We start from the raw sequence: 21,280 nt of genomic DNA, 5'->3' as shown, positions 1-21,280 counted from the left end.
AAACGATCAGCCGAGGTCGGCGAGCCAGTCGCGTATCTGGACGAGGCCTTCGGGCGCCGACCGCAAGCCGAAGGCCTGGGTTTGTTTCCCACCGAGCAGCATGATCCGGTCTTGCTGTACGGCGGCCAGTTCGGCGACCGCCGGGTTTGTCAGAACCGATGCGAATGAGTCCTTACCGGTTCCGAGGATGTCGACCAGCAGGATCGCATCGGGGTTCGCTCGGACGATTTGTTCGGGGTCCGCGAAGGAGGTGCGGGTCAGGCCTGCATCAGCGGCGGCGTTGCGACCGCCGGCACGGGTCAGTAGATCGAGAGTGAATCCGTCTCCGGCGTTGACCATAGGGCGCCCGGCCTGATTGCTCAGAACGAGCACAGTCGGGGACGGACCGGTGAGGGGTTCGATTGCCTCGAACGCGTCGCTGATCTCTCGAACAAGTTCCGCAGCCTGGTCCGGGGTGCCTATGGCGTCCCCGATCAGGGTGATGTTGTTGAGCATCTGCTCGCCGGTCTGCCACGAGTTCGGCAGTGTCAGTACCGGCACGGACGATGCTTCCAGTAGTGCAGTGGTATCGCTCTCACCCTCGTGGCGAGGCGTGATGATCGCAAGGTCGGGTCTGGTCGCCAGGATTTGCTCGGGGTCGGCGGCGCCGTGGGCCGCGAGTGTCGTTGTCACGGACTGCATGACCGGCAGGTGGTTGGTCAGGGCAGGGTTGGTCTGGGTGCCCGGGATGAGTACAAGCCGGTCACCGCCGCCGAGTGTGGCGACGGCCTCGGCTACGTCCGGTGAGATCGCCGCGATACGTTGCGGCGCAGTAGAAGTCGTGTTGTCGGGATCGGTCTGATTCTGTGAGGAGGCGCAGCCGGTGAGAGTGACGACGGCAGCGGAGAGAAGTGCGGCGATTAGGTGAGGTCGGCGGTAAGGCGTGGTCATGGTGTCCTCAGGGGTGGATGCTGACGGGATGGGCGGTGGGAAAAGCGGTAACACGAACGCTGCCGGTGCTCTCGTCCAGACTGGTGTGCACACGAACGCCGTAGACGTCGGTGAGCAGGTCGGCATCGAGAACGTCGGCGGGGGCGCCGGAGGCGACGATGCGTCCGGCATCGAGCAGGACGAGGTGATCGCAGAACCTGGCAGCTAGGTCGATGTCGTGCAGGCTGGTGATCACCACCCGTCGGCGCTCGCCCTGTATGCCGTGGGCGTGGGCGCGGGCGAGGGTCAGGACGGTGATCTGGTGGGCGATGTCGAGCGCGGAGATCGGCTCGTCCATCACGAGTATGGGGGCGTTCTGGGCGAGTGCGCGGGCAATGTGCACGAGTTGGCTCTCTCCGCCGGAGAGTCGGGAGGCAGGCCGGTCGGCGAGGTGCGTACAGCCGGCGCTCTCCATGGCCCCTGCGATGAGGGCGTCCCGGGTTGCGGCCGATCCAGTCACGGTCGTTCCGAGTGCGACGATCTGCCGGACTGTCAGGTCGAACCCGAGGCTGGTCTGTTGGGGGACGAAGGAGATGTACCGGGCGCGCTGTCGTGGCCGGAGTCGGGTCAGATCCGTTTCTCCGCAATGGATCTCGCCTGCGGAAACGGAGTTTCCCGTGCTGATGGACGCCAGTAGCGTCGTTTTGCCCGAGCCGTTGGGTCCGATGAGTCCGACGACCGTGCCGGGTGCGATGTCCAGGTCGAGGTCGGGTACGACCATCCGACGCCCACGGCGGATACGAATGCCGCGCAGGCTGAGTAGTACTTCCGGTTTCATGCGTGGGCCTCCTGTTCGCTACTGCCGCGCAGGACGAGATAGCCGAAGACCGGCGATCCCACGAGGGCTGCAATGGTGCCGGTTTGGAGGACGATAGGGTCGAATATCAGTCGGGCGCCGAGGTCGGCGAGGACGAGGAACGCTGCGCCGGTGAGCATGGAGGCGGGCAGCAGCACGGCGTGGCGCGGCCCTACGATCAGGCGGACGGCATGGGGAACTACCAGACCGACGAAGCCGATGACGCCCGCGACGGCCACTGCGGCACCGGTGACGAGAGCGCCGGTCAGCAATAGCAGCAGTTGCTGTCGGGGCACGTCGATTCCCAAGCTCGTCGCGGTGCGCTCGCCGAGCAGCATCGCGTCGAGTACCCGGTGGCGAGAGAGCAAGATGGCGGTCCCCGCGACGATCGGCACTGCGCACAGGTGGATATCACTCCACACTCGGGCTGTGAGATCGCCGTTGACCCAGAACATTACCGACCGCACCGCGGAGTCCTCGGGTGCGTTGGCGACGAGCACGGCGGTCAGTGCGGAGCAGAACGAGCCGAGGGTGATGCCGATGAGCACGAGCGTCACGGGGGATGTATCACGGCGTAGGCGTGTGATGACGAGTAGCACGGACACGGTCACCGCCGCGCCGAGGAAGGCGCCGAGGGGCAGGGTGGCGGCCCCGAACACGGAGGTTCCTGTGACGAGCACCGTGACCGCACCGACCGCGGCGCCGGAGGACACCCCAGTGATACCGGGATCGGCGAGAGGGTTGCGGAACACCGCCTGCATCACCGCACCGACGACTGCGAGAGCCGCACCGACCAGCGCGGCAACCAGAACACGGGGCATCCGCACATCCCAGACGAGCGCGGCGTGCGGAAGGCCGCTCTCACCTCGGGTGGTGACGGCCGAGAGCACGTCGGACCAGGGCACCGATACGGGTCCCAGCGAGACCGCTGCCAGGGATGCGAGGACGAGCACGCCGGCAGGGATGGCGAGCGCGGCCGGGAGGTGCAGTGGCCGGATGGCCAGTGGCTGGGTGGCTACAGCACTCTCGGCAGCGGGGGTATTGGGAGGCAACAGGGTGGGCCTTTCGATGCAGTACGATCCTGGCAAACGAAAACGATAACAGTTGTCATTACTGGAAAGGAGGTGGGCATGAGTCACCCCTCCTCGACGCTGCCCCTACCCATCGGAATGTTGGTTCGCGCCGCAGTCGCATTCGCCTGGCTCGGATCGGTTGCCACCTGCCTGCTCTATCTCGCGCTCGGTAATACTTTGACCGACAGCACCTTCCGATCGACCTGGATACCGACGATCCTCGCCGCAGCAGTTCTCGCCGTGGTCTCCGCGGCCGCGCCTCTGCTCGAGGACCGGGCGCAGCGCCGCGCCGAGCACACGGTGCGCGCCGGCCTGCTGACCAGGATCCTGGCTGCCGACACAGTGGTCGCCCGCGCAGAACTGCCCTCAGCCGGCCGGATAGTTTCCACCGGGATCGACGGTGCCGCGAAGATCGCCGCCCTGCGCGGCGGATTCGTCGCGTCTATCGTTGCGGCCGCAACCGCACCACTGATCGTCCTGGCGGTCGTCGCGACGACGGTGAGCTGGACGCTGGCGGCTCTGCTGCTGGTTCTCGTCCTGCTCGCGCCCCTCCTGGTCGGAGGTTTCCAACAGCTTTTCCGGAGTTCCTCCGCGAATTACCGCGCCCAGTCCCGCCGGCTGGCAGGGGAATTCCTCGAAGCTCTGCGTGGACTACACACCGTCTCCCTACTCGGGCGTACCGCCGTGCACGCCACCCATCTGGCAGCCGAGAGTGAGAAGCAGCGTCGCACTGTGATGCGTCTGCTACTCGGGAACCAAATCGTCCTCCTTGTCACCGACATCGTCTTCTACGGTGGACTGATCGGCACCGCCAGCGCTGTCGCGGTGCATCTCGGGGCAAGCGGGGAGCTGACCGCCGGTCGCACGATGACGCTGGTCTTGCTCGCGCTCCTGCTCACCGCACCGATCGACTACATCGGTCAGTTCTTCTACATCGGTATGGCCGGGGCCGCGGCCCAGCGTGAGGCGGTCGCCCTCATCGGAGAGACACGCCCTCTGGTCCCGACGACCGGCCCGGTGCCGAAGGCGGTGGCGGGGAAACGCGCCGCGTGTGCTTTGCGCGAGGTGGACTTCACCTATCCGGGGCGTCCACAGTTGTTGTCAGGGAAGACATTCGAGGTAGCTGCCGGGGAGACTGTCGTTCTCACCGGTCCGTCCGGGGGCGGGAAGTCCACCCTGCTGGCACTTCTGTCCGGGGATCTGCAACCGGACACCGGCACAGTCGAATTCGACGGTGCGCCGGCCGACCCACGCGTGTTCGTCGCAGCCGTGCACCAGAACACCTATCTGTTCAGTGGATCCGTCGCCGACAACCTGCGCCTCGCCGCACCCGAGGCGACGGACACCGCACTCTGGGAGGTACTCGAACATGCACATCTCGACGTCGAGATCCGTTCCCTGCCCAACGGTCTCGACACCGAGGTAGGGGAGTTCGGTGCGAGTTTGTCCGGAGGGCAGGCCCAACGGCTCTCGCTCGCCCGTGCCCTGTTGCGCAGCGCGCCGGTGCTGGTCTTGGACGAGGTGACCAGCCACATCGATGCCAAGTCCGAAGCCTTGATCGCGGAGACCCTCGCCTCGATGGCCGGGCACACGACCCTGGTGATCGCGACCCATTCCGCGGGCTTACTTGCTCTCGCGGACCGCACCATCGAGATCGGAGTGAGTGCATGAGCACTGCCACCGCCCGCGTCGCCGGGCACACCACCATGACCGGTTGGCTGCTGGCGTTCGGACGCCCCGTGCGGTGGCCGCTCGCGATCTCCGTGCTGTGCCGCATCGTCGAACTCGCCGCGGGCATTGCCCTTCTCGGATTCGCGGCGCACGCAGTTGTCACCGCGGCCACCACCGGTGTCGGCGCACCCTGGAAGGTCTTCGGGGTACTTCTTGCCCTCGCCGCGATCAAAGGGCTGTTCCAATACCTCGAGCACTACACCGGCCACTGGGTGGCCTTCCGGGCGTTGGCGATGCTGCGGGTGTTCTTCTACGAGCGTTTGGCTGGGCTGGCCCCTGCGGTGACGGTGCGGCACCGCACCGGCGACCTGCTCGCACGCGTGACCCGCGACATCGATCGCCTCGAGGTGTTCTTCGCCCACTCCGTCGTCCCCGCCGTCGCGGCGGTGATCGTGCCGGCCGGCGTGCTCGTCTACCTCGGTGTGGGGGTCGACCCGGCGATCACCCTCGTCGCCGCACCGTTTCTGCTGTTACTCGGCGCCGTGATTCCCTTCGTCGGCCGACGCACTGCGCAGCGGGCCGAGGGGCAGACGGTGCGGATCGGCGGAACGGTGTCGGCGCACCTGGCCGACACCGTTGGCGGGTTGCGCGAGATCACCGCGTACGACGCCGGGGAGGGGCGGCGCGAGAACATGACCCGACTCGACGCCGCGTCCGCTGCACAGCACCGGATCGTCGCCAGGTGGGCGTCGATCCGCGCCGGCGCGACGCGCGCGGCGCAGGCCGGCGTACTGATCGCGATCGTCGGAGCCGGGATGGTCATCGACCTGGACGCGGTCTCGATCGCCGTCGCGGTGGCCGTCGCCGTCGCGACGTTCCCGGCACTCGAGGCAGTCAACGGCTTCGCTGCCCTCCTGGGGAGTACCCGCACGTCCCTCGAACGCGTGCGCGCAATCGCGGAGGAGGAGCCCGCGGCCCCGGAACCAGCCCCGGGCGAGGTGTGGATCCCGGCTGACAACGCACCCGAGATCCGTCTCCAGGGAGTCGATTTCACCTACCCGTCCGATATTTCCCGGCCTGCGGTGCTGACCGGGATCGACCTGACGATCCCGGCCGGGCGCATCCTAGCGCTCGTCGGTTCGACAGGCAGCGGCAAATCCACGATCGGCGCGTTGGTCGCCCGGATCTGGGACCCCACCGCCGGGACCGTGGCATGGGACGGAGTGGATATACGGAGCATCCCGTCGGCCGAGCTGCGCCGCCGCGTCACGGTAGTCGACCAGCAACCCTTCCTGATTCACGGCACCATCGCCGACAACCTGTGCCTGGCCGATCCGGATGCGACCGACGATCAGATGTGGCATGCGCTGCATGTGGCAGATCTCGCCGATACCGTCCGGGAGCTGCCCGGCGGCATGCATACCCGCGTCGGTGAGCGCGGCGCCGAACTGTCCGGCGGTCAGCGTCAGCGCCTCGCGCTCGCCCGCGCCCTGATGCACGGAGGGCGTCTCATCGTGATCGACGAGGGCACGAGCGAACTCGACGCGGCCACCGAGCGTCGTGTCCTGGGCCGACTCGCGGACACGCTTGGCGACCGCACCGTTCTGTGGATCACGCACCGCCGGGCGACGCTCGGGATGTGCGATGCGGTCGTCGAGATCAAGGAAGGGGAGTTATCCGTATGCGGATTCTCGGTGCAGCCAACACTTGAGTTCAGCGAATAGCCCACGAATGCAACGGCGCTCGGGAAGATACAGGTACTGATTCGGTGGTGCCACCTTGTAGTGTCGGCAAGACTCGAAGCACAACGAATTATCCTGTTGGTGAATCTATTTCAGATGCCGGTACAGCGTTGTCCTTCCGACGCCGAGGATTTCGTCGATGTCGATCAGTTGCATTCCGTTCTCCCGCATCCGTTTCGCTTGTTTGATCAGTGCGACAGCTCGACGGCGATCTACACCCACGTCAGTGACGACATTATGAACACAGCACTGCGCCGAGCCCTATCGCCCGCCTTAGAGCCACACACAACAGAGGAAAGGAACCCGTGATAGCCGCGAAACTGGACTACCACTGGCACCTGCGCCACGTCATGGCCGGCCGGGGCATGTTCTCGACCACAGAAATGATCGAGCCGCTGGCCCGGCGCGGGATTCGGCTGTCCTCCTCTCAGGTGTACCGGCTCGTCGTGGACCGGCCGGAACGGTTGAGCCTGAAAGTCCTCATGGCCCTGCTCGATGTGCTCGACTGCGCGATGACCGACCTCATCGAGCCGATCGAGTCCGCCGGTGTTGCGACGACCAGTTGAATGCGCCTTGCGATCCGCGGTCGTTGTGATGGATGAGCCCGGACAGGTCGGTTATTCCTTCTCGGCGGCGGGTCCAGATTGTTTCGCTCGACGAGAACCAGCGTGTGGAATTCGAGGTTGGCCAGGGCCAGAAGGGCCCCAGGCCACCAATGTGCGCACTGTCTAATCGTGCAGGCTTTCCTCCGCGAGGACGAGATCGCTCGCGCTGTCCGCGGCCGCGCGGCGGTGCGGTATCCGGCCTATGTTGAACGTTCCTCGTACCACCGTCTAGGGGTGTCTGAGCAAGCCCCCCGGTGCCATTGGTAGCGGTGACGGCCTCGGATGTTGTTGTAGCGGTGCGAACATCCCGGATCTGTCCCGAGCTGCGGGTACGAGCCGAGCACGAGAATGTGGTTGTTGCTCGGTCGCATTGTCATCAGTGTGAACCTGGGCCGCCGGCGTTCGACGCTGTGTGAGCGGTGTCTGCTGACAGGCCGATCCTCGCCAGCGCTCTCGCGCAGACCGCCCAAAGAGGCGACGGTTTTACGGGTCCGGTGCTGCGGTGACTCACCGCGAGCGGATGGACAGTAGCGCCGGAGTTGCGGTGCCCGGATCACGCCTGAAAGGTTGCGCATCTGTCGTTGCCGCAGCGACCAGGACTCTCTGGCACTGCAACGGACGAGGCATACAACTATGAACTCTACCTGCGGGATGAGCGATTCTCCCGCAGGTGACGGATGCCCCTGATCTTATTCGGATCGGGGCATGGCATTTCTCGGCGGTGGCGGCGTACTCCTCACTCCCCGGCCGGATCACGGACGAAGGCCGCGCGATCGGTGTCCTCGACTCGAGGCGGCCCCTAGTTCCGTAAGTCGGTCGACGTCGGGACTTGTGGAACAGCGCGCCGACGGCGATCGCGTCGTGTTCAGATGCCAAGCCCAAGATCAAATTTCGTTTACAGCAGCCTTGTGCCATTCTGTAATTGACACTCGAATCGTCAAGAAAGGTTCCAGACTGATGGCGCAGACCACTCGCGATCGCCACTACTCCCATTCCGAGTCGATCCACATCGACGCCGCCCCACAGCAGGTATGGGATGTGGTGACCCGGATCGAACGAACAGGTGAGTGGAGTCCAATCTGCCGCGCTGCATGGTGGAAGGCGCCGGCGAACGGCCCCGAGGTCGGCGCCTGGTTCTATGGTCGGAACGAGGCAAACGGCCAGATCTGGGAGACAGAGTCCCTAGTAGTCGCGGCTGAGGAACCGGCCGAGTTCTCCTGGCTTGTTATGGGTAACGCAGTCCGCTGGAGTTATACCCTGATGCCCGAGGGGAATGGCACATCGCTCACCGAGTCCTGGGCGGTCCAGCCCGAGGGCTTCAAGGTATTCGACAAGATGTTCGGGGAGGACGCCGAACATCAACTCGAAGTGCGACGTGACGCGGCCCTGTCCGGGATTCCCACAACCCTGAAAGCTGTCAAGCGGATCGTCGAAGAAGCTGGAGCTTCTGAGCTGATCCGATCCTGAAGTCATGCACATGACAGGTGGAGCGCCGCGACTCTTTGCCTGGAGCTCGGCGTCATGCAGTCGATGGGATCGGTCGGTACGAACGCGGACAATGCCCTGGCCGAGTCGTTCAATGCGGGCGGTATCAACAACATCGTGTCGAGCGGTGAGCCTAAGGCTGACGTCGTTGTCACCACAGGAGGCGCCGGCTCAAATGCAGCGACGGACAGTGCAACTGCGGACGCTGTCGCAGCCTCCATCGCTGCCAAGGGGCCGGATCTCATCTTCACCCAGCTCGATCAGGTTGACGTCGCCCGGACCCAGCGGTGGAACGAATGCACCTGCTTACGCCGAGTCCATCGCATCCGTCGACGTGGAGGTCGGCAAGATCATCGACGCCGTCGACGAGCGAGCGGCCAAGACCGGCGAGAAGTGGACAGTAGTGGTAACTGCCGATCAGGGTCACACGCCGATCGGTGGCCATGATGGCCAAAGCGATGCGGAGGCAACGACGTTCGTGATCGCTCGTGGCGCCGGCTACGCAGCAGGTCAGTCCACGGCCGACTACATGATCGCCGACATTACTCCGACGGTCCTGCAGAGTCTCAACGTTGCACTGCCTGCTGGACGGGACGGCAAGCCGCTGGCCAAGGAGGCTCCTGGTTTCGTCGGCTCGATCGACTTGGGATTCTTCGGCTCCTGATTGCGATAGGCCCTGGTGGGCATCGACGTCTGAAAGTTCCACCTCCGCTGTGTATCTCTCGCACCTGTCGACGGCGGCCTGGGCTAGCGATCTTTGCAACCCCGAATGGCATCGGTGGATCGAGGTGGGTAGGCCGGTGGCCTGTTAGCAATATTCGACGCGCCCAACATTGCCGCCGAAGAACTCGAACGCGCTGGAGCGTGAGCCACGAGACCGAGACCGAGGTAACAGGTGGGGTCGCATTCGTTTGGATGCGCCCCCAACCACACTCTCGTCGTTCAGCTCTACGCGAGCGTCGCCGCGTGCACGGACCAGATCACGAGCTGCCTCCTGTTCGACCGAAAGAGCAGTAACCTGCACGATCTCGTCTCAAAAGTCGGGCAAGGTGCAGTGCGTCACGAGCGTCGGTCTTGATCCGATCTCCCGCCGGTCGCTGTAACTTCGACGGCGCCACCACCACACCCCCCACGCCCGCTTGATTCAGGGCTCGGCACAAACCGAATCCGGTCGGGCCGGCCTGATAAATCACCGTCACCGGCCCCGACAGTGATCGCAACCAGCCGAGGATCTCACCGTGATCCGGTGGATAGGCGGATAGCAAAGGCTGTCGGCGATATCGAAGCAGCGGTCGTCAGTCCGGCAGCTCATTGAGTTGGGTTGTGCGGGATCGGTGTCCGCAGCGAAGGCAAGATCCTCGCCCCGGCCGCCGCGTTCGACAGGTTCCGCTCGGCCGCCGCGTTCGCCAGCTATACCGGTGGCCCATCGAGGTGTCCTCCGGTGACGTTGTCCGTCAAAGGCTCTCGCGGGCGGAGACCGGCAGCTGAATTACGTTCTGTCCACCATGGACATCACCCAAGTCGGTCGAGATACGCCCGGACGCGCCTATTACCAACGGAAACGAGCCGCCGGGGAGACAGAGTTGGCGGCGCCCCCGGAGGACACTCCGGGGGCGGCTCTATCGTCCTGCGCGGCCGGCTGGCACCCCGCACGCCGCCACTTTGGACAAGTCACTTCCCGAACCCGTCACATTCCTCTCTACAACCGGGCCAGAGGTCCGTCTTGACACAGAGAGACGCCGTCTAGTCGACGAGCACGGTGTCCTCGGTTGCAGCGCCCTTGCGATTGACTGAGGTGGCCAGAGGCTTCTCTACGACGAAGCACAGGATTACAGCAGCGATGAGCGCCAGCGGTGTCATGTACAGGAAGATGGGCATCAGCGCGTCGTTGTAGGACGAGACGATCGGCAGTCGGACGTCGTCGGGAAGCTGCGAGACCGCTGCGGGCGTCAGTGAGTGGGTGTCGGTGCCGCCGCCGGGGGCCGCGGGCATCCGGTCCAGCAGAAATGACGCGAGCCGAGAGGTGAACAAGCTGCCGACGACCGCGGTGCCGAGGGTGGCGCCGATCTGGCGGAAGTAGTTGTTCGACGCAGTCGCGGTGCCGACCTGCTCGATGGGGAACGAGTTCTGCACGATCAGCACCAGCAGTTGCATCATTGTGCCGAGCCCGATGCCCATCACCGCAAGGTAGGAGCAGATGACCCAGACCGTAGTGTCCACGGTGACGGTCGAGATCAGGAACAGGCCCAGAGCCACGATCAGGGATCCAGCGATTGGGAGCTTCTTGTACTTGCCCGTGCGGGACACATATTGTCCGGCCACGACGGAGGTTACGAGCATCCCGGCCATCATCGGGATCATGAGCAGTCCGGCGACGGTGGCGCTGTGGCCGGTGACCATCTGCAGGTAGGTGGGCATGTAGGCGATGGCACCGAACATCGCGACACCGGTCAGCAGGCCCGCGCCGGTGGTGAGGTTGAAGTTGCGGTCCTCGAACAGGTGCAGCGGGATGATGGGCTCCTCAGCGCGGCGCTCGATGAGGACGAACACGGCGCCGGCGATGATGGCGGTTGCGGCCAGCGCGAGGATAGTGGGCGAAGTCCAGTCGTACTTCGAGCCACCCCAGGTGGCGAACAGGACGATCGCGGTGGTCGCGATAGTTAGCAGTGCCATACCGGCGGTGTCGATACGGGCTTTGACATGCTCGCGCCTGGGTAGGTGCAGGAAGGCGGCGGCGGCGATCAGTGCCAGCCCGCCAACGGGCACGTTGATCCAGAACACCCAGCGCCAACCGGGACCCTCGGTGAACCAGCCGCCGAGCAGCGGGCCGGCGACGGAGGAGACTGCGAAGACGCCGCCCATGATGCCCATGTACTTACCGCGCTCGCGGGCCGGGATCACGTCCGCGATGGTTGCCTGCGAGAGGATCATCAGCCCGCCGCCGCCGATGCCCTGGATGACGCGAGCGATGATCAGCCACGTCATGTCCGGGGCCAACGCGCCGACGACGGACCCGCCGACGAAGATGCTGATGGCGATGAGCAGCAATGACTTCCGGCCGAAGAGGTCGCCGAGCTTGCCATAGATGGGCATCATGATCGTCGACGCGAGAATGAAGGCGGTGATCACCCACAGCATCTGGTCGATGCCGTGCAGCTCTCCGACGATGGTCGGCAGCGCGGTGCTGAGCACCGTCTGGTTCAGCGACGCGAGCAGCATGGTGAGCATGAGGCCGCCGAAGAGCAGTTTGACGCCGCGGGCCGCCTGCTTGTCTTGCGCGGGGGTGACTTCGTCGAGGTTGGGTGTATTGGTCATGGTTGGGGCCTCGTGGCTTCCTGGAAGAGCGTGCTGACTTGGTGCATGATCGCCGCCTCGGCTATCGGGTCCGGTGCGTTGAGCAGTTTGGGGATCGCTGTGCGCATGACTGCGCTGGCGGAGAGCACGATGAGCTGGGCGGCATCCGCGACATCGGGGCGCGCGTGCCACCGGCTTTGTTGCGCCAACCGTGTCGAGACCAGGTCCTGCACTAGGTGCCGGACATCATCGATGTGGTCGACTCCGCGGTGGACAAGGCCTGGGTGGCGGCGCATCAGGGTTCGGCGCTGCTCTGGGCCGATGCCCGCAGTCGTTTCCCGGAGCACGGACAAGAGCAGGAATGCGACTTTCTCAACGGCGTCGTCCTCGGTCTCGAAAACGAAGCTCGCGGCGACTTCCTCGCTGATGACCGGTGGGCGCTGACCCAAGATCGCGTCCTCTTTCGACGAGAAATAGTTAAAGAAGGTGCGCGGGGAGACGTTTGCCTGCTCGGCGATCATGTCCACCGACACGTCGACGATGTGCTCGTGGGACATTGCGAGGCCAGCGGCGGCCTCGTGAATCGACTGCCATGTCTGGGCCCGCTTGCGTTCGCGCAGCGACGGCACGGCCGCAGCAGGTGCGACTTCGATAGTCGGCGTCGACTTTTCACTCATGGATAATTACATTAACGCAATTATGCAGTGCTGCACTAATTGTAACGAAGAGAACTTGATCACATGCGGACCTGGGAGTGGCAGCGTCGGCGCGATGTCTTTATGTCGCCTATTCAGACCGGTTTCTGCTGATCGAGTCCCGAATATCGATTGCATACGGGAAGGCTGTCGCTGTTCGTGCCGCCCAACGTGACAGCGCCTTCCCTTGTCTCTCAGTGAACCCGAGCGCCTTGTTGCCCCGTCCATGCCTCCCGATCGAGGGTCGGTATGCGAGGCGGATCCACGTACATGAGGAGGCCCGGAGTGCCGAAGATTTCGCGGAGCGGGCGGATGCCATCCTGAACAAGAACGTCGACGCCGGCGCTTGTGTGTGGAGATGCAACAAGAGGTCTCGTGCGAGGCACGAACATGCGCGTGGTCCGGCCGAGATGTCCGAGCCGACAGACGGGCGTTGCACGCACATGCTGATTCCAGCGGAAGACTCAACGGGTATCCGCGGCCGGCTGGCGGGCGAAAAATGTCGGGCAAGGTGCGGTCAGGGGCTGATTCGCGCAAAATTTCAGGCTCCCGCATCGGGCGACCACGGTCGATGGTCGCGTCAGAAAAGTGTGTCTTGCCCTTTTCCTGGATCGGTCTTTGCGCGGATCAACGCTTTCTCGTCGTACCCGAAGCGGAGCGCAATGCGGATCGCGACCGAGCGGTCGTAACGCGGACGCCCGCTGCCGTCGAGGAGAGTACGGGCGGACAGCCGGCCCAGCGCGACCGCAAAGCGGACGTTCTCCGAATACGTCGAACGCACCAGATGACCGGAGCCGACGCGCACGCACGTGTGAAGATGCGCAAGCAGCTCTGACCCCCAACCATCGGCGAGCACGACCGTGAGTAGCCGCAGTCGCTGCCCGCGCGTCCATCGCCATCCGCCAACGCAGCGGACGCGAAGTCCCTCAGTGGACCCGCGACGCCGCAGCAGGACGACCGACCACACCACCGCCTGAACAGTCCCGCTCGCAGGAAAGCCCCCAGGATTGGAATCCTGGGGGCTCTCGATGTGCTGCGTCTCGGCGTCTACCTCAGCTCGAAGGTCATCGATCCGATCTCGTCCTGACCCAGGAATGTAGAGGCGACCAACTTCACGGGGGTTGTAGTGTCGGACAACTCGTACGCGATCGCGTTAGGGACAGTGCCCCCCTGCTTGATCTTGTTCGTCTGCGAATCGAGGAACGCATCGTCCGGCAGTGACCCGACACCAAGCTTGTTCTCCGCGTTGGGATCGTTGTCCTGGTACGCCTCGAAGAGAAACATCCACGCCGTGGTGGGATCGGTCTCTTTCCCGGAAACATTCGTCGTGTCGTACCGAAATGCGATGACGGGCTTCTTGCCGTACTCGTTGCCCTCCTCGCCCACTTGAATCGTCTTCACATCGGTAATCGCGATCACGACGTCCTTCGTCGTGAGGACGCTGTCCACGAACGACGCCTCGGCAGGAGCCGCGGCCGGCGCGTCGACTGTGACTGTCGAGTTCTCGTCGGCTGCGGCAGGCGATCCTGCCGAGCTGCAGCCGACGAGAGCGATTGCCGCGATGCCGACGGTCGCGACGGAGACAGAAAGCTTGCTTATGCGGTGCATATGGTGTCCCTTGGTGAATGTCGAGCGATGATCAAGAAACCGATGCTAGGGATTAGCACGGCGTGCGTCCCACCATCAGGTGCAGCGGGATTCTAGTCACCGACCTCACGCCCGAATCACGCTGCGCTTCGATCCGCACTGCTGTCCCCTGATGGCGACAGTGTCACCGAGTGCGTTCCACGACGCAGGTGTCGACGGCTTGGACGTCAGGATCACCGGCGGAGATACCGAGTTTCGAGCTGGCCTTCGGCCAGGTCGTGGTGTTCCTGGCTCCTCCGGTAGAGGCGTACACAGCCCCGTCCGAGATCACCCAGACATCCGATCGGTTCTCGACACGACCTGCGGCGTCAACAGTGGTTCCGCCGACATAGGTGTACTCGCCTGCATCGATGACCGTGCCGTTTGTCAGTGTCAGACCCGATTCGGAGAAGCCTGCCGTGACCTGGTCCACTAGCGACTGATTCGCCGGGGCACACCGTGGATTGGACGCGTACGTCGCAGGAGCCGCGGCCGGCGCCGGAGTGGTCGTGGTCGGCTGAACAGCCGTGGTGGTGGCCGGCGCGTTCGTCGTTGTGGCCAACGGGGCGGGCGTCGTTACCTTCGGTGCAGCCGAGCTCGAGGTCGGCTGCGGCGCGGCAGCATCGGAGTCATCGGAAGACTCCTCGTCACCGAACACGGCACCGATCACCCCGAGCACAACGAACGCGGCGACGATGCCCCGACGATCTTGACCGCGCTGGGTACGCCGGTGCGGCCGGGCTCGTCTGTTGCCGCGACCTCCGCAGGGTCCGCAGGTATGTTCTCCGCTGCTGTGGGCCCCGCTGCTGTGGGCTCGGCTGCGCTCTGGGTGTGCTCGGTCCACTGGGTTCCGTCCCAATATCTGAGCAGTCCAGGCTCACTCGGGTCCGGGTGCCATCCGGGCGGGGGTGTGTGTGGGGGGGGGGGACTGACGCCCTGGCCCGCTATCTCCTCAGGAGGCACCATGCGCAACGATCCACCCAGCGGGAACGCCCACACCGAGGTGCTTGGTCTAATCGGCGAACTCTGCACCCCGGAGGACACTGGCGCGATCCTCCTTCTCGACGCAGAACAGGCACCGTCGACCATCCAGCGACTCCGTGATGAATCCGCGATTCTCGGTCTCGAAATCGGGAGCGAGTGCGCGTACCCGAGGTTCCGGTTCGACTCTGACGCTCATCAGGTTCTACCTGCGGTTCGTTATGCGAATCAGACCCTGACCTCGTTGACCTGCAGCATCAAAGGTCGTCGGTAAGGGCCGGTACGGTTCGCGTTGACAACGGGATAGGGGAGGCAGCGATGACTGAATACAGCTGGGCGCGGGTGCTCGAGGAGATGCCGGAGTACCTGTTCAACTTCAGCGAGGAGGACGAACCGCGCGACGAAAACCAAAACGGTATTCGGCTGCACGACGCCGCGACCGGTTACGAGGTCTTGTTTTACATCGACTGCGACGAGCCGCAGATCAAGGTTCCCGTCCCTGCCGAGCCCGATGTCCGGGACCGGTTGGTATCGGTGCTTCGATCGCATCGAAGGTCATCGGTGACGACCATTTACTCGGCGGGCTCGCGCACCCGAACCGTATCCGAACTGGCCCGGTGGAACCCTGAGCCGTTGTGGGTCACCCAGGCTGAGGAAGCCACCGAAGAATGGTCAGCCGAAGAGTTGGCGCGGCCTGCCGACCACCGAGCATACGAACGAGTCGTCCGGCGTCCGGAAACAGCGCTGCAATGGGAGACCTATTGGCCGGACGACCACGCCGAACGCTTGAAGATCGCTGCTGCGGTGATCGAGGTTCTGCGTGATGGGCTGGGCGCGACACCGGCGCGGCTGCGCTACAGCACGTTCGACGATGCAGGACCCGTGAAAGCTCTCTATGGAATAGCGCGCCGACTGACCTCGATTGCCCCGGATCGTCCGAGTGACCGGGGTGCCGTCGACAGATGTGTCGATTGGCTCGATTTCGTCGAACGTTTCCAATGGGTTCTCACCACCCTGCCCAAGGGTGGGCTCGTGACGCTCTCAGCGCCAGGTGCCGATCGCGACGAATGCTTCGTCCAGTTTATGAACCACAACTTCGCCATCGTCAATTCATTGGTCATGTGGGAGTCGGCAGGGCTGACACGGGACGAGTTCCATCAGAGGATGACACGGCTGGGCTGGAAGTGGGAACCTGAGCAGGCCAACGGCGTTGAGGTTCCGGGATGGACCGGACCGCGGGTGCGTCATTGGCGAAATGTCTCGTTGGGCGATGTGGCACAGCGGACGGCCGCCACGTTCCGGGATGTTCTCGGTGTCGCCGGTCCGAGCGAAATCACCGTTTCCTCCTGGGAAGCCGAAGCGCTGCCCTATCTCGAGGTCGAGTTGGGGCTTGCCCGCAACGATTCAATGACGGACTGATCTCGAAACCGCACGCCGTAGAACTCAATGACCGGGCCGTGCCACGCCCAACCCCACAGAACCCGCACTCTGCCTTAACGGCAGGTGCGGGTTCTTGCTTTTTCGCCGGCCGCAGTGATGGCTGCTGGGCCACCTCTGAAGCGCTCGCCACCATCGCCGCCGATACCTCGATCTGGCGGATTCACAGTGTCGGCCGTTCACGATCCCAACGCGGCCGACATTTAGCATCGAGTACGTGCCTTCCCACGAAATGCTCGACTCCCGTTACGGTTCGATCAGGCTCCAACGGAACGACGGCGGGCGCAGCTTCGTTACCAGCAGACGACTATCAGTGCAATCGCGCGCAGCGCCGAAGTCAATGCCCCGGTAATCTATCGCCGTTGGCCGACTCGGGCGGCGCTCCTCGAGGAAGCAGTTCACGGTCCGGGCAATCACGAGTTTCCTGAACCGACGAATGACTTGCGCATGGATCTCGTCACCTGGATACGCATTTTTCTTGCCCGCGCAGCGGGTCCCGCGGCGCACGTCGGCATCCCTGGACTCCTCGCTGACGTCTCCACGGAAGAAGATCGGGAACGGCTTGTCGGCATTGCGAGACGGTTCGGGACGTGTTCGCCGCGCGCCTACAGTTGGCTGAGCATCGCGGTGAGAATCTCGGGCGGGTCGACCCGTGGATTCTGTTCGAGATCCTAGTCGGCGCAACGTCGATTCGCGGTCTGCTCCACGGCAGCGCCGACGGTGAGGCGTTCGTCGAGTCGTTAGGCAATGCCTTGTACGTTCTGGCTCGTCACAGCACTGAGATTGCCGCCGAGTAGAAGGAAGAAGACCTGTGAAGATGGACATCCAACTCGACGGTCGCCCAGAGGGCGCGGCGCGGCGTGCACGCGAACTCGTCGAACACGGAGTAGACGGGCTGTTCACTTTCGAAGGTGCACATGATGTATTCCTGCCGTTGGTCGCGGCGGCGGCCACGGTCGAGACCGACTTGATGACGAATGTCGCTATCGCGTTGCCCCGCAGTCCATTGCATCTCGCGCATACCGCTTACGATCTGCAGGCCCTCAGTGGTGGCCGGTTTCGGTTGGGGCTGGGCTCGCAGATCCGTCCGCACATCGAGAAGCGGTACGGGGCGCGCTGGTCTCGCCCGGCGGCCCGCATGCGTGAAACGGTCCTGGCGATCAGGGCGATTTTCGATGCGTGGGAGGGCTATTCGCGCCTGCAGTTCGAAGGGGAGTTTACTTCGCACACGCTGATGCCCCCGACGTTCGATCCAGGGCCCAATCCTTTTGGACCACCGCCGATCTGCTTAGGTGCACTCGGCCCGATCATGACCCGCACGGCGGCCGAGGTGGCAGATGGCTTGCTGGTGATGCCGTTCAACAGCGTTCGGCACTTTCGGGAGCGGACAGTACCGGCAGTGGAGGAGGGGCTCGCACGCAGTGGACGCACCGCTGGGGATCTAGCGATCTACCCGCAAGTGATCGTGGGGGTCGGCCGCACCCCGGAGGAGCTCGAAGCAGCAGCACGGGGCGTGCGAGGTCTGCTTGCCTTCTATGGTTCGACCCCTGCGTACCGGCCTGTCCTCGAAGTGGAGGGGTGGTTGGACCTCCAGCCGAAGCTCAACGCATTTTCCAAACAAGGGGATTTCGCTGCGATGACCGATCTGATCGACGACACAATGCTCACAACCCTCGCGGTGCACGGAACGCCCGAACAGTGCGCAGCCGAAATCGTCACGCGGTTCGGGGATCACGCGGATCGTGTGTGCTGCTATTTCCCCGGTTACGAGGTCGAGGGGCAGCACATCGCGGAATTGGCTGCGGCGATGAAGGTGCTGGCGCCATGAGCGATGTTCTGGTCGAAATCGCCGACAAAATCGCACTTCTGACCCTCAATAGGCCGGAGCGGCGCAATGCCTTCTCGGGCGCGATGGGGCGGATGTTGGGCGACTACTACCGCGAACTCGACGCGGACGACGACGTCCGGGTCATCGTGCTCACCGGTACCCCGCCCGCGTTCTGCGCCGGCGCAGACCTGAGCGCAGGCAGGGAAACGTTCGCCGCGCCCCTCGGCGACGACTTCACCGCGTCCCCGGTTGATCCGCCCGCTTTCGATCTTCGAAAGCCGGTGATCGCCGCTATGAACGGTCACGCGATCGGAATCGGATTCACCATCGCCATGCAAGCAGACATCCGAATCGTTGCCGACGAGGCCAAGTACGCGATCCCACAGGTGCGGCGCGGGGTGGTTCCTGACGCGATGTCGCATTGGACCGTGCCCCGAGCCGTGGGCATGGCCGCGGCAGCTGAAATTCTGCTGACCGGGCGAGCCTTCGATGGCCGCGAAGCGGTGCGATCGGGTCTTGCGAGCCGAAGCCTGCCGGCCGAGGAGGTGCTGCCCGCCGCGTTGGAGGTGGCTCGCGACATTGCGACCAATGTGGCACCGATGTCAGCGGCGCTGAGCAAGCGGTTGCTCTGGGACACGGCCCGGTATGGATTTACGCCGCAGCAGGTCGCCGCATACGAGACCGAACTGCACCACCGCGTCATGGGTACAGCCGACGCGAGTGAAGGAGTGCGCGCATTTCTCGAACATCGCGATCCTGAATGGGTGGCCGGTGTTAGTTCGGATTGGAAGGATTTGCCCTGGAACTAAATGGATTTCGGTCGAAACCTGATCGAGTCGGTTCAGGCACCGTCGTCCGCTGGCAAGTTGCTGACGGTCCTCGGTCCCGCGTTGGATGGACTCGACGTTCGGGTGACTACCGAGGTGCGGTTGTTTCCATCACCGAACGGTGTTTCTTTGCGGAACTGAGTTGAGAGATGATCAGAGAGCGCTCGTATTCCGTTGCTGGCGCTGCTATTCGAGGTAGAAGGACGAATGTCCGCCTCGACAGAAGGAGGAGTGAAGATGGGTATGAATACTGTGAGCGCTAGGCCGAGTGTCGGCGTTCATGTGGTGACGGGTGCTACGGCGGGCCTAGGTCTCGAGACCGCGGCTAGGCTCGCTGAGCAGGGCCTCCACGTCGTGATCGCCGGTAGAGGTTCCGAGCGACTCGCCGCGGCACGGGCCTCGATTCTGGAGCGTTGTCCGGGAGCTTCACTGGACGTAATCGCCGTGGATCTCGCGTCGCTGGACAGTGTCCGAGCGGCAGCCGCACAGCTGCGGGAGCGGTACACCTCGATCGAGGTTCTGGTCAACAACGCGGGGGTGATGTACACCCCGCTGGAGCGAACCGCGGAGGGATTCGAACTTCAGTTCGGAGTGAATTGTCTGGGCCACTTCGAGTGGACCAAACTGTTGATGCCGCTCCTGCTTGCGGACGATGGAGCTCGCGTGGTCAACGTGTCCAGCCACGCACATCGGGCGAACGGTATCGACCTGGCCGATCCCAACTGGGAGCGGCGCCCATACGACAAGTTCGTGGCCTATGCGGCTGCAAAGACAGCCAACATCTTGTTCACCGTGGGTCTCGAGCAACGATTCGCAGGTCGTGGGGTGCATGCATTTGCCGTGCATCCGGGAACTGTGAACACCTCGCTTGGTCGCTACATGAGCAGAGACGATATGCGTCATCTCAAGCGTCTCGTGGCTTCGCGCGCCGGTGTCGAAAGCGGAGCGACTCCGCCGCCGATCGTTTACGCCAGTGTGCGTGACGGTGCACGGACATCGGTGTGGGCGGCCACGACCGCAGATCTTCTTGACCGAGGGGGGTTGTATCTTGCCGATTGTGCCGTTGTGCAGGCGGCGGCGCATGCTACCGACCCAATTGCTGCTGACGCGCTTTGGGCGATGTCCGAGCAGTTGTGTGGTCCATGGGGTGCACAGTGAAGCGGGGATGCCTGAGGTTACCCGAGGAGCACGTGGCTCTGCAGGACTCGATCAATGCGTTTGTGGAGCGGTGGTCGCCAACTGACGTTCTGCCGACGATCGTGGCATCAGGGATGCGCAGTGTCGCCGTCAACGCTCCAGTCGACGCGAGTCGGTGTCTGCGGTCACTGACTCCTTGACGAGATTCGGTGAGGTCGCCTTATCTCAGCACGCTGAAACTCGTTGTCCCGGAGACAGATCCGACCGCAGTTACCGATGAAGACCGAGTCGGAGGCAGAAGATCACGCAGTTTTGAGCGGAATGATCTGTTCGAGTGTGTGGGTCAGTTGGGTACGTTGGGTCTCGATGTCGTACCGGTTTTGGAGGTTGAGCCAGAAGCGTTCGGTGGTGCTGAAGTAGCGGGCGAGGCGTAGTGCGGTGTCGGGGGATATGCGTCTGGTTCCGTGGACTATTTCGTTGATTCGTCTCGGGGGTACGGCGATGGCAACGGCAAGTTTGTGTTGGGTGATGCCGAGTGGGTTGAGGTAGTCCTCGAGGAGGATCTCGCCGGGATGGATGGGCTCCATGATGGTGTCGGTGTCTGGCATGGTGGTTGCTCCTTGTCGTTCTAGTGGTAGTCGACGATTTCTACGTTGATGGGTCCCGCGGGTGTCCAAATGAAGCAGATGCGCCATTGCTGGTTGATGCGGATGCTGTGTTGACCGGTGCGGTCACCGCTGAGTTTTTCGAGTCTGTTGCCGGGTGGGACTCGGAGGTCGTTCACGTCGTCCGCGGCGTCGAGAATCAGCAGTTTGCGCAGTGCTGCGCGTTGGAGTTCGGGAGCGAGTTTTGTGCGGGTGCGGTTCCAGACATGTTCGGCGGTTTTGTTGGCGAAGGACTGCAGCACCCATCCAGGGTATAACGAATGACGTTATTAACGCAAGGCGTTATGCTCGACGGTTCGCGCTGATGGAATTGGGATTGACTGCTTCTCATTGTCACTGTTTGCTCCTAGTGACTTTTGTCGAGTCCGCCATAGGCTGTACAAAAACAGTCCCCAGGTCGTCCATCGATAGGCACAGGTCCCTCGTGTAGAGCCGTCGAACAGTGCGGA

The 21,280-nt window shown here is 63.7% G+C and carries 24 protein-coding genes and 2 pseudogenes; 12 read left to right on the top strand and 14 right to left on the bottom strand.

Translation table 11 applies throughout. The features are described from left to right. Positions 1–6: 6 nt before the first annotated feature. From H2510_RS19105 to H2510_RS19095, 3 genes are read right to left on the bottom strand one after another with little or no spacing between them, the layout of a single operon-like run. Positions 7–930, bottom strand: coding sequence for an ABC transporter substrate-binding protein (locus H2510_RS19105; protein ID WP_186629844.1), 924 nt, complete (start codon positions 928–930; stop codon positions 7–9). Between the two features lie 7 nt (positions 931–937). Further along, on the bottom strand, positions 938–1,747 hold the full coding sequence (locus H2510_RS19100) for an ABC transporter ATP-binding protein (RefSeq protein WP_186629843.1): 810 nt from the start codon (positions 1,745–1,747) through the stop codon (positions 938–940). Continuing rightward, positions 1,744–2,853 carry an iron ABC transporter permease gene (locus H2510_RS19095; protein WP_261393056.1) on the bottom strand — a complete coding sequence of 370 codons (1,110 nt, stop codon included), beginning with the start codon at positions 2,851–2,853 and terminating at the stop codon, positions 1,744–1,746. Before H2510_RS19095 ends, H2510_RS19100 begins: the two co-directional genes overlap by 4 nt. A gap of 42 nt (positions 2,854–2,895) precedes the next feature. Here H2510_RS19095 and H2510_RS19090 point away from each other — a divergent pair, with 42 nt between their 5' ends. Both H2510_RS19090 and cydC read left to right on the top strand, forming a co-directional pair. Beyond that, positions 2,896–4,509 carry an ABC transporter ATP-binding protein gene (locus H2510_RS19090; protein ID WP_186629842.1) on the top strand — a complete coding sequence of 538 codons (1,614 nt, stop codon included), beginning with the start codon at positions 2,896–2,898 and terminating at the stop codon, positions 4,507–4,509. After that, a complete protein-coding gene (gene cydC, locus H2510_RS19085; protein ID WP_186629841.1) occupies positions 4,506–6,233 on the top strand; it encodes a thiol reductant ABC exporter subunit CydC in 1,728 nt (575 codons plus the stop codon). The genes H2510_RS19090 and cydC overlap by 4 nt, the downstream gene beginning before the upstream one ends. Before the next feature lie 105 nt (positions 6,234–6,338). On the opposite strand, the gene H2510_RS21140 is transcribed toward cydC, so the two are convergent. Further along, positions 6,339–6,473: a helix-turn-helix domain-containing protein gene (locus H2510_RS21140; RefSeq protein WP_315901441.1), complete on the bottom strand. Its 135-nt coding sequence runs from the start codon at positions 6,471–6,473 to the stop codon at positions 6,339–6,341. A gap of 83 nt (positions 6,474–6,556) precedes the next feature. On the opposite strand from H2510_RS21140, the gene H2510_RS19075 reads away from it, so the two are divergent. The 4 genes and pseudogenes from H2510_RS19075 (at position 6,557) to H2510_RS19060 (ending at position 9,005) form a co-directional block, all read left to right on the top strand. Beyond that, positions 6,557–6,817 carry a helix-turn-helix transcriptional regulator gene (locus tag H2510_RS19075; protein WP_315901440.1) on the top strand — a complete coding sequence of 87 codons (261 nt, stop codon included), beginning with the start codon at positions 6,557–6,559 and terminating at the stop codon, positions 6,815–6,817. Positions 6,818–6,900: 83 nt separating this feature from the next. Beyond that, positions 6,901–6,983: pseudogene (locus tag H2510_RS21135) on the top strand (cold-shock protein); the annotation flags it as partial. An 830-nt stretch (positions 6,984–7,813) separates the two neighbouring features. Then, positions 7,814–8,323: an SRPBCC family protein gene (locus H2510_RS19070; protein ID WP_186629840.1), complete on the top strand. Its 510-nt coding sequence runs from the start codon at positions 7,814–7,816 to the stop codon at positions 8,321–8,323. A gap of 283 nt (positions 8,324–8,606) precedes the next feature. Then, positions 8,607–9,005 (top strand): hypothetical protein, encoded by a 399-nt coding sequence (locus tag H2510_RS19060; RefSeq protein WP_186629839.1) that lies wholly within the window; start codon positions 8,607–8,609, stop codon positions 9,003–9,005. A 279-nt stretch (positions 9,006–9,284) separates the two neighbouring features. Here H2510_RS19060 and H2510_RS20985 read toward each other — a convergent pair. The 8 genes and pseudogenes from H2510_RS20985 to H2510_RS19030 form a co-directional block, all read right to left on the bottom strand. After that, a pseudogene (locus tag H2510_RS20985) lies at positions 9,285–9,630 on the bottom strand (transposase); the annotation flags it as partial. A 454-nt stretch (positions 9,631–10,084) separates the two neighbouring features. Next, a complete protein-coding gene (locus H2510_RS19055; RefSeq protein ID WP_186629838.1) occupies positions 10,085–11,656 on the bottom strand; it encodes an MDR family MFS transporter in 1,572 nt (523 codons plus the stop codon). After that, complete coding sequence (locus tag H2510_RS19050) at positions 11,653–12,312, bottom strand: TetR/AcrR family transcriptional regulator (protein ID WP_186629837.1); 660 nt, start codon at positions 12,310–12,312, stop codon at positions 11,653–11,655. The genes H2510_RS19055 and H2510_RS19050 overlap by 4 nt, the downstream gene beginning before the upstream one ends. A gap of 598 nt (positions 12,313–12,910) precedes the next feature. Next, on the bottom strand, positions 12,911–13,300 hold the full coding sequence (locus H2510_RS20980; RefSeq protein ID WP_261393054.1) for a hypothetical protein: 390 nt from the start codon (positions 13,298–13,300) through the stop codon (positions 12,911–12,913). A 77-nt stretch (positions 13,301–13,377) separates the two neighbouring features. After that, positions 13,378–13,938 (bottom strand): DUF5067 domain-containing protein, encoded by a 561-nt coding sequence (locus H2510_RS19040; protein ID WP_186629836.1) that lies wholly within the window; start codon positions 13,936–13,938, stop codon positions 13,378–13,380. 163 nt (positions 13,939–14,101) lie between these two features. Further along, the gene (locus tag H2510_RS20975; RefSeq protein ID WP_261393053.1) at positions 14,102–14,626 is read right to left on the bottom strand and encodes a DUF2510 domain-containing protein; all 525 of its coding nucleotides are present in this window, start codon (positions 14,624–14,626) and stop codon (positions 14,102–14,104) included. Beyond that, a complete protein-coding gene (locus H2510_RS20970; protein WP_261393052.1) occupies positions 14,623–14,922 on the bottom strand; it encodes a DUF2510 domain-containing protein in 300 nt (99 codons plus the stop codon). The genes H2510_RS20975 and H2510_RS20970 overlap by 4 nt, the downstream gene beginning before the upstream one ends. A 46-nt stretch (positions 14,923–14,968) precedes the next feature. After that, positions 14,969–15,136 carry a hypothetical protein gene (locus tag H2510_RS19030; RefSeq protein WP_186629835.1) on the bottom strand — a complete coding sequence of 56 codons (168 nt, stop codon included), beginning with the start codon at positions 15,134–15,136 and terminating at the stop codon, positions 14,969–14,971. A gap of 119 nt (positions 15,137–15,255) precedes the next feature. Between H2510_RS19030 and H2510_RS19025 the strand changes: the two genes are divergently transcribed. The 6 genes from H2510_RS19025 (at position 15,256) to H2510_RS19005 (ending at position 20,187) form a co-directional block, all read left to right on the top strand. Continuing rightward, the gene (locus H2510_RS19025; protein ID WP_186629834.1) at positions 15,256–16,356 is read left to right on the top strand and encodes a TY-Chap domain-containing protein; all 1,101 of its coding nucleotides are present in this window, start codon (positions 15,256–15,258) and stop codon (positions 16,354–16,356) included. Between the two features lie 327 nt (positions 16,357–16,683). Continuing rightward, positions 16,684–17,049: a TetR family transcriptional regulator gene (locus H2510_RS20965; RefSeq protein ID WP_315901444.1), complete on the top strand. Its 366-nt coding sequence runs from the start codon at positions 16,684–16,686 to the stop codon at positions 17,047–17,049. Beyond that, positions 16,965–17,171, top strand: coding sequence for a hypothetical protein (locus H2510_RS20960; RefSeq protein ID WP_261393051.1), 207 nt, complete (start codon positions 16,965–16,967; stop codon positions 17,169–17,171). Before H2510_RS20965 ends, H2510_RS20960 begins: the two co-directional genes overlap by 85 nt. Before the next feature lie 14 nt (positions 17,172–17,185). Beyond that, positions 17,186–18,202 (top strand): TIGR03617 family F420-dependent LLM class oxidoreductase, encoded by a 1,017-nt coding sequence (locus H2510_RS19015; protein WP_186629833.1) that lies wholly within the window; start codon positions 17,186–17,188, stop codon positions 18,200–18,202. Then, the gene (locus H2510_RS19010; RefSeq protein WP_186629832.1) at positions 18,199–19,011 is read left to right on the top strand and encodes an enoyl-CoA hydratase/isomerase family protein; all 813 of its coding nucleotides are present in this window, start codon (positions 18,199–18,201) and stop codon (positions 19,009–19,011) included. Before H2510_RS19015 ends, H2510_RS19010 begins: the two co-directional genes overlap by 4 nt. A 261-nt stretch (positions 19,012–19,272) precedes the next feature. Continuing rightward, positions 19,273–20,187 (top strand): SDR family oxidoreductase, encoded by a 915-nt coding sequence (locus H2510_RS19005; protein ID WP_261393050.1) that lies wholly within the window; start codon positions 19,273–19,275, stop codon positions 20,185–20,187. Positions 20,188–20,468: 281 nt separating this feature from the next. On the opposite strand, the gene H2510_RS19000 is transcribed toward H2510_RS19005, so the two are convergent. Together H2510_RS19000 and H2510_RS18995 are read right to left on the bottom strand one after the other, a co-directional pair. Then, entirely contained in the window at positions 20,469–20,774 is a 306-nt protein-coding gene (locus tag H2510_RS19000; RefSeq protein WP_217808534.1) for a HigA family addiction module antitoxin, read from the bottom strand. Positions 20,775–20,794: 20 nt separating this feature from the next. After that, entirely contained in the window at positions 20,795–21,073 is a 279-nt protein-coding gene (locus H2510_RS18995; RefSeq protein ID WP_084345262.1) for a type II toxin-antitoxin system RelE/ParE family toxin, read from the bottom strand. Positions 21,074–21,280: the final 207 nt, after the last annotated feature.

Origin of the sequence: Rhodococcus sp. BP22 (genome assembly GCF_014281965.1) — a bacterium.
GTDB lineage: Bacteria > Actinomycetota > Actinomycetes > Mycobacteriales > Mycobacteriaceae > Rhodococcoides.
This window is presented reverse-complemented; position numbering and strand designations above follow the sequence as displayed.

What these genes read in the sequence shown, in the direction of transcription:
- H2510_RS19025 (WP_186629834.1), top strand. Translation starts at nt 15,256, where the DNA reads ATGACTGAATACAGCTGGGCGCGGGTGCTCGAGGAGATGCCGGAGTAC.
- H2510_RS20970 (WP_261393052.1), bottom strand. Translation starts at nt 14,922, where the DNA reads ATGGTGCCTCCTGAGGAGATAGCGGGCCAGGGCGTCAGTCCCCCCCCC.
- H2510_RS19030 (WP_186629835.1), bottom strand. Translation starts at nt 15,136, where the DNA reads ATGAGCGTCAGAGTCGAACCGGAACCTCGGGTACGCGCACTCGCTCCC.
- cydC (WP_186629841.1), top strand. Translation starts at nt 4,506, where the DNA reads ATGAGCACTGCCACCGCCCGCGTCGCCGGGCACACCACCATGACCGGT.
- H2510_RS19070 (WP_186629840.1), top strand. Translation starts at nt 7,814, where the DNA reads ATGGCGCAGACCACTCGCGATCGCCACTACTCCCATTCCGAGTCGATC.
- H2510_RS19100 (WP_186629843.1), bottom strand. Translation starts at nt 1,747, where the DNA reads ATGAAACCGGAAGTACTACTCAGCCTGCGCGGCATTCGTATCCGCCGT.
- H2510_RS19040 (WP_186629836.1), bottom strand. Translation starts at nt 13,938, where the DNA reads ATGCACCGCATAAGCAAGCTTTCTGTCTCCGTCGCGACCGTCGGCATC.
- H2510_RS19055 (WP_186629838.1), bottom strand. Translation starts at nt 11,656, where the DNA reads ATGACCAATACACCCAACCTCGACGAAGTCACCCCCGCGCAAGACAAG.
- H2510_RS19000 (WP_217808534.1), bottom strand. Translation starts at nt 20,774, where the DNA reads ATGCCAGACACCGACACCATCATGGAGCCCATCCATCCCGGCGAGATC.
- H2510_RS19090 (WP_186629842.1), top strand. Translation starts at nt 2,896, where the DNA reads ATGAGTCACCCCTCCTCGACGCTGCCCCTACCCATCGGAATGTTGGTT.
- H2510_RS19050 (WP_186629837.1), bottom strand. Translation starts at nt 12,312, where the DNA reads ATGAGTGAAAAGTCGACGCCGACTATCGAAGTCGCACCTGCTGCGGCC.
- H2510_RS19010 (WP_186629832.1), top strand. Translation starts at nt 18,199, where the DNA reads ATGAGCGATGTTCTGGTCGAAATCGCCGACAAAATCGCACTTCTGACC.
- H2510_RS19105 (WP_186629844.1), bottom strand. Translation starts at nt 930, where the DNA reads ATGACCACGCCTTACCGCCGACCTCACCTAATCGCCGCACTTCTCTCC.
- H2510_RS19005 (WP_261393050.1), top strand. Translation starts at nt 19,273, where the DNA reads ATGAATACTGTGAGCGCTAGGCCGAGTGTCGGCGTTCATGTGGTGACG.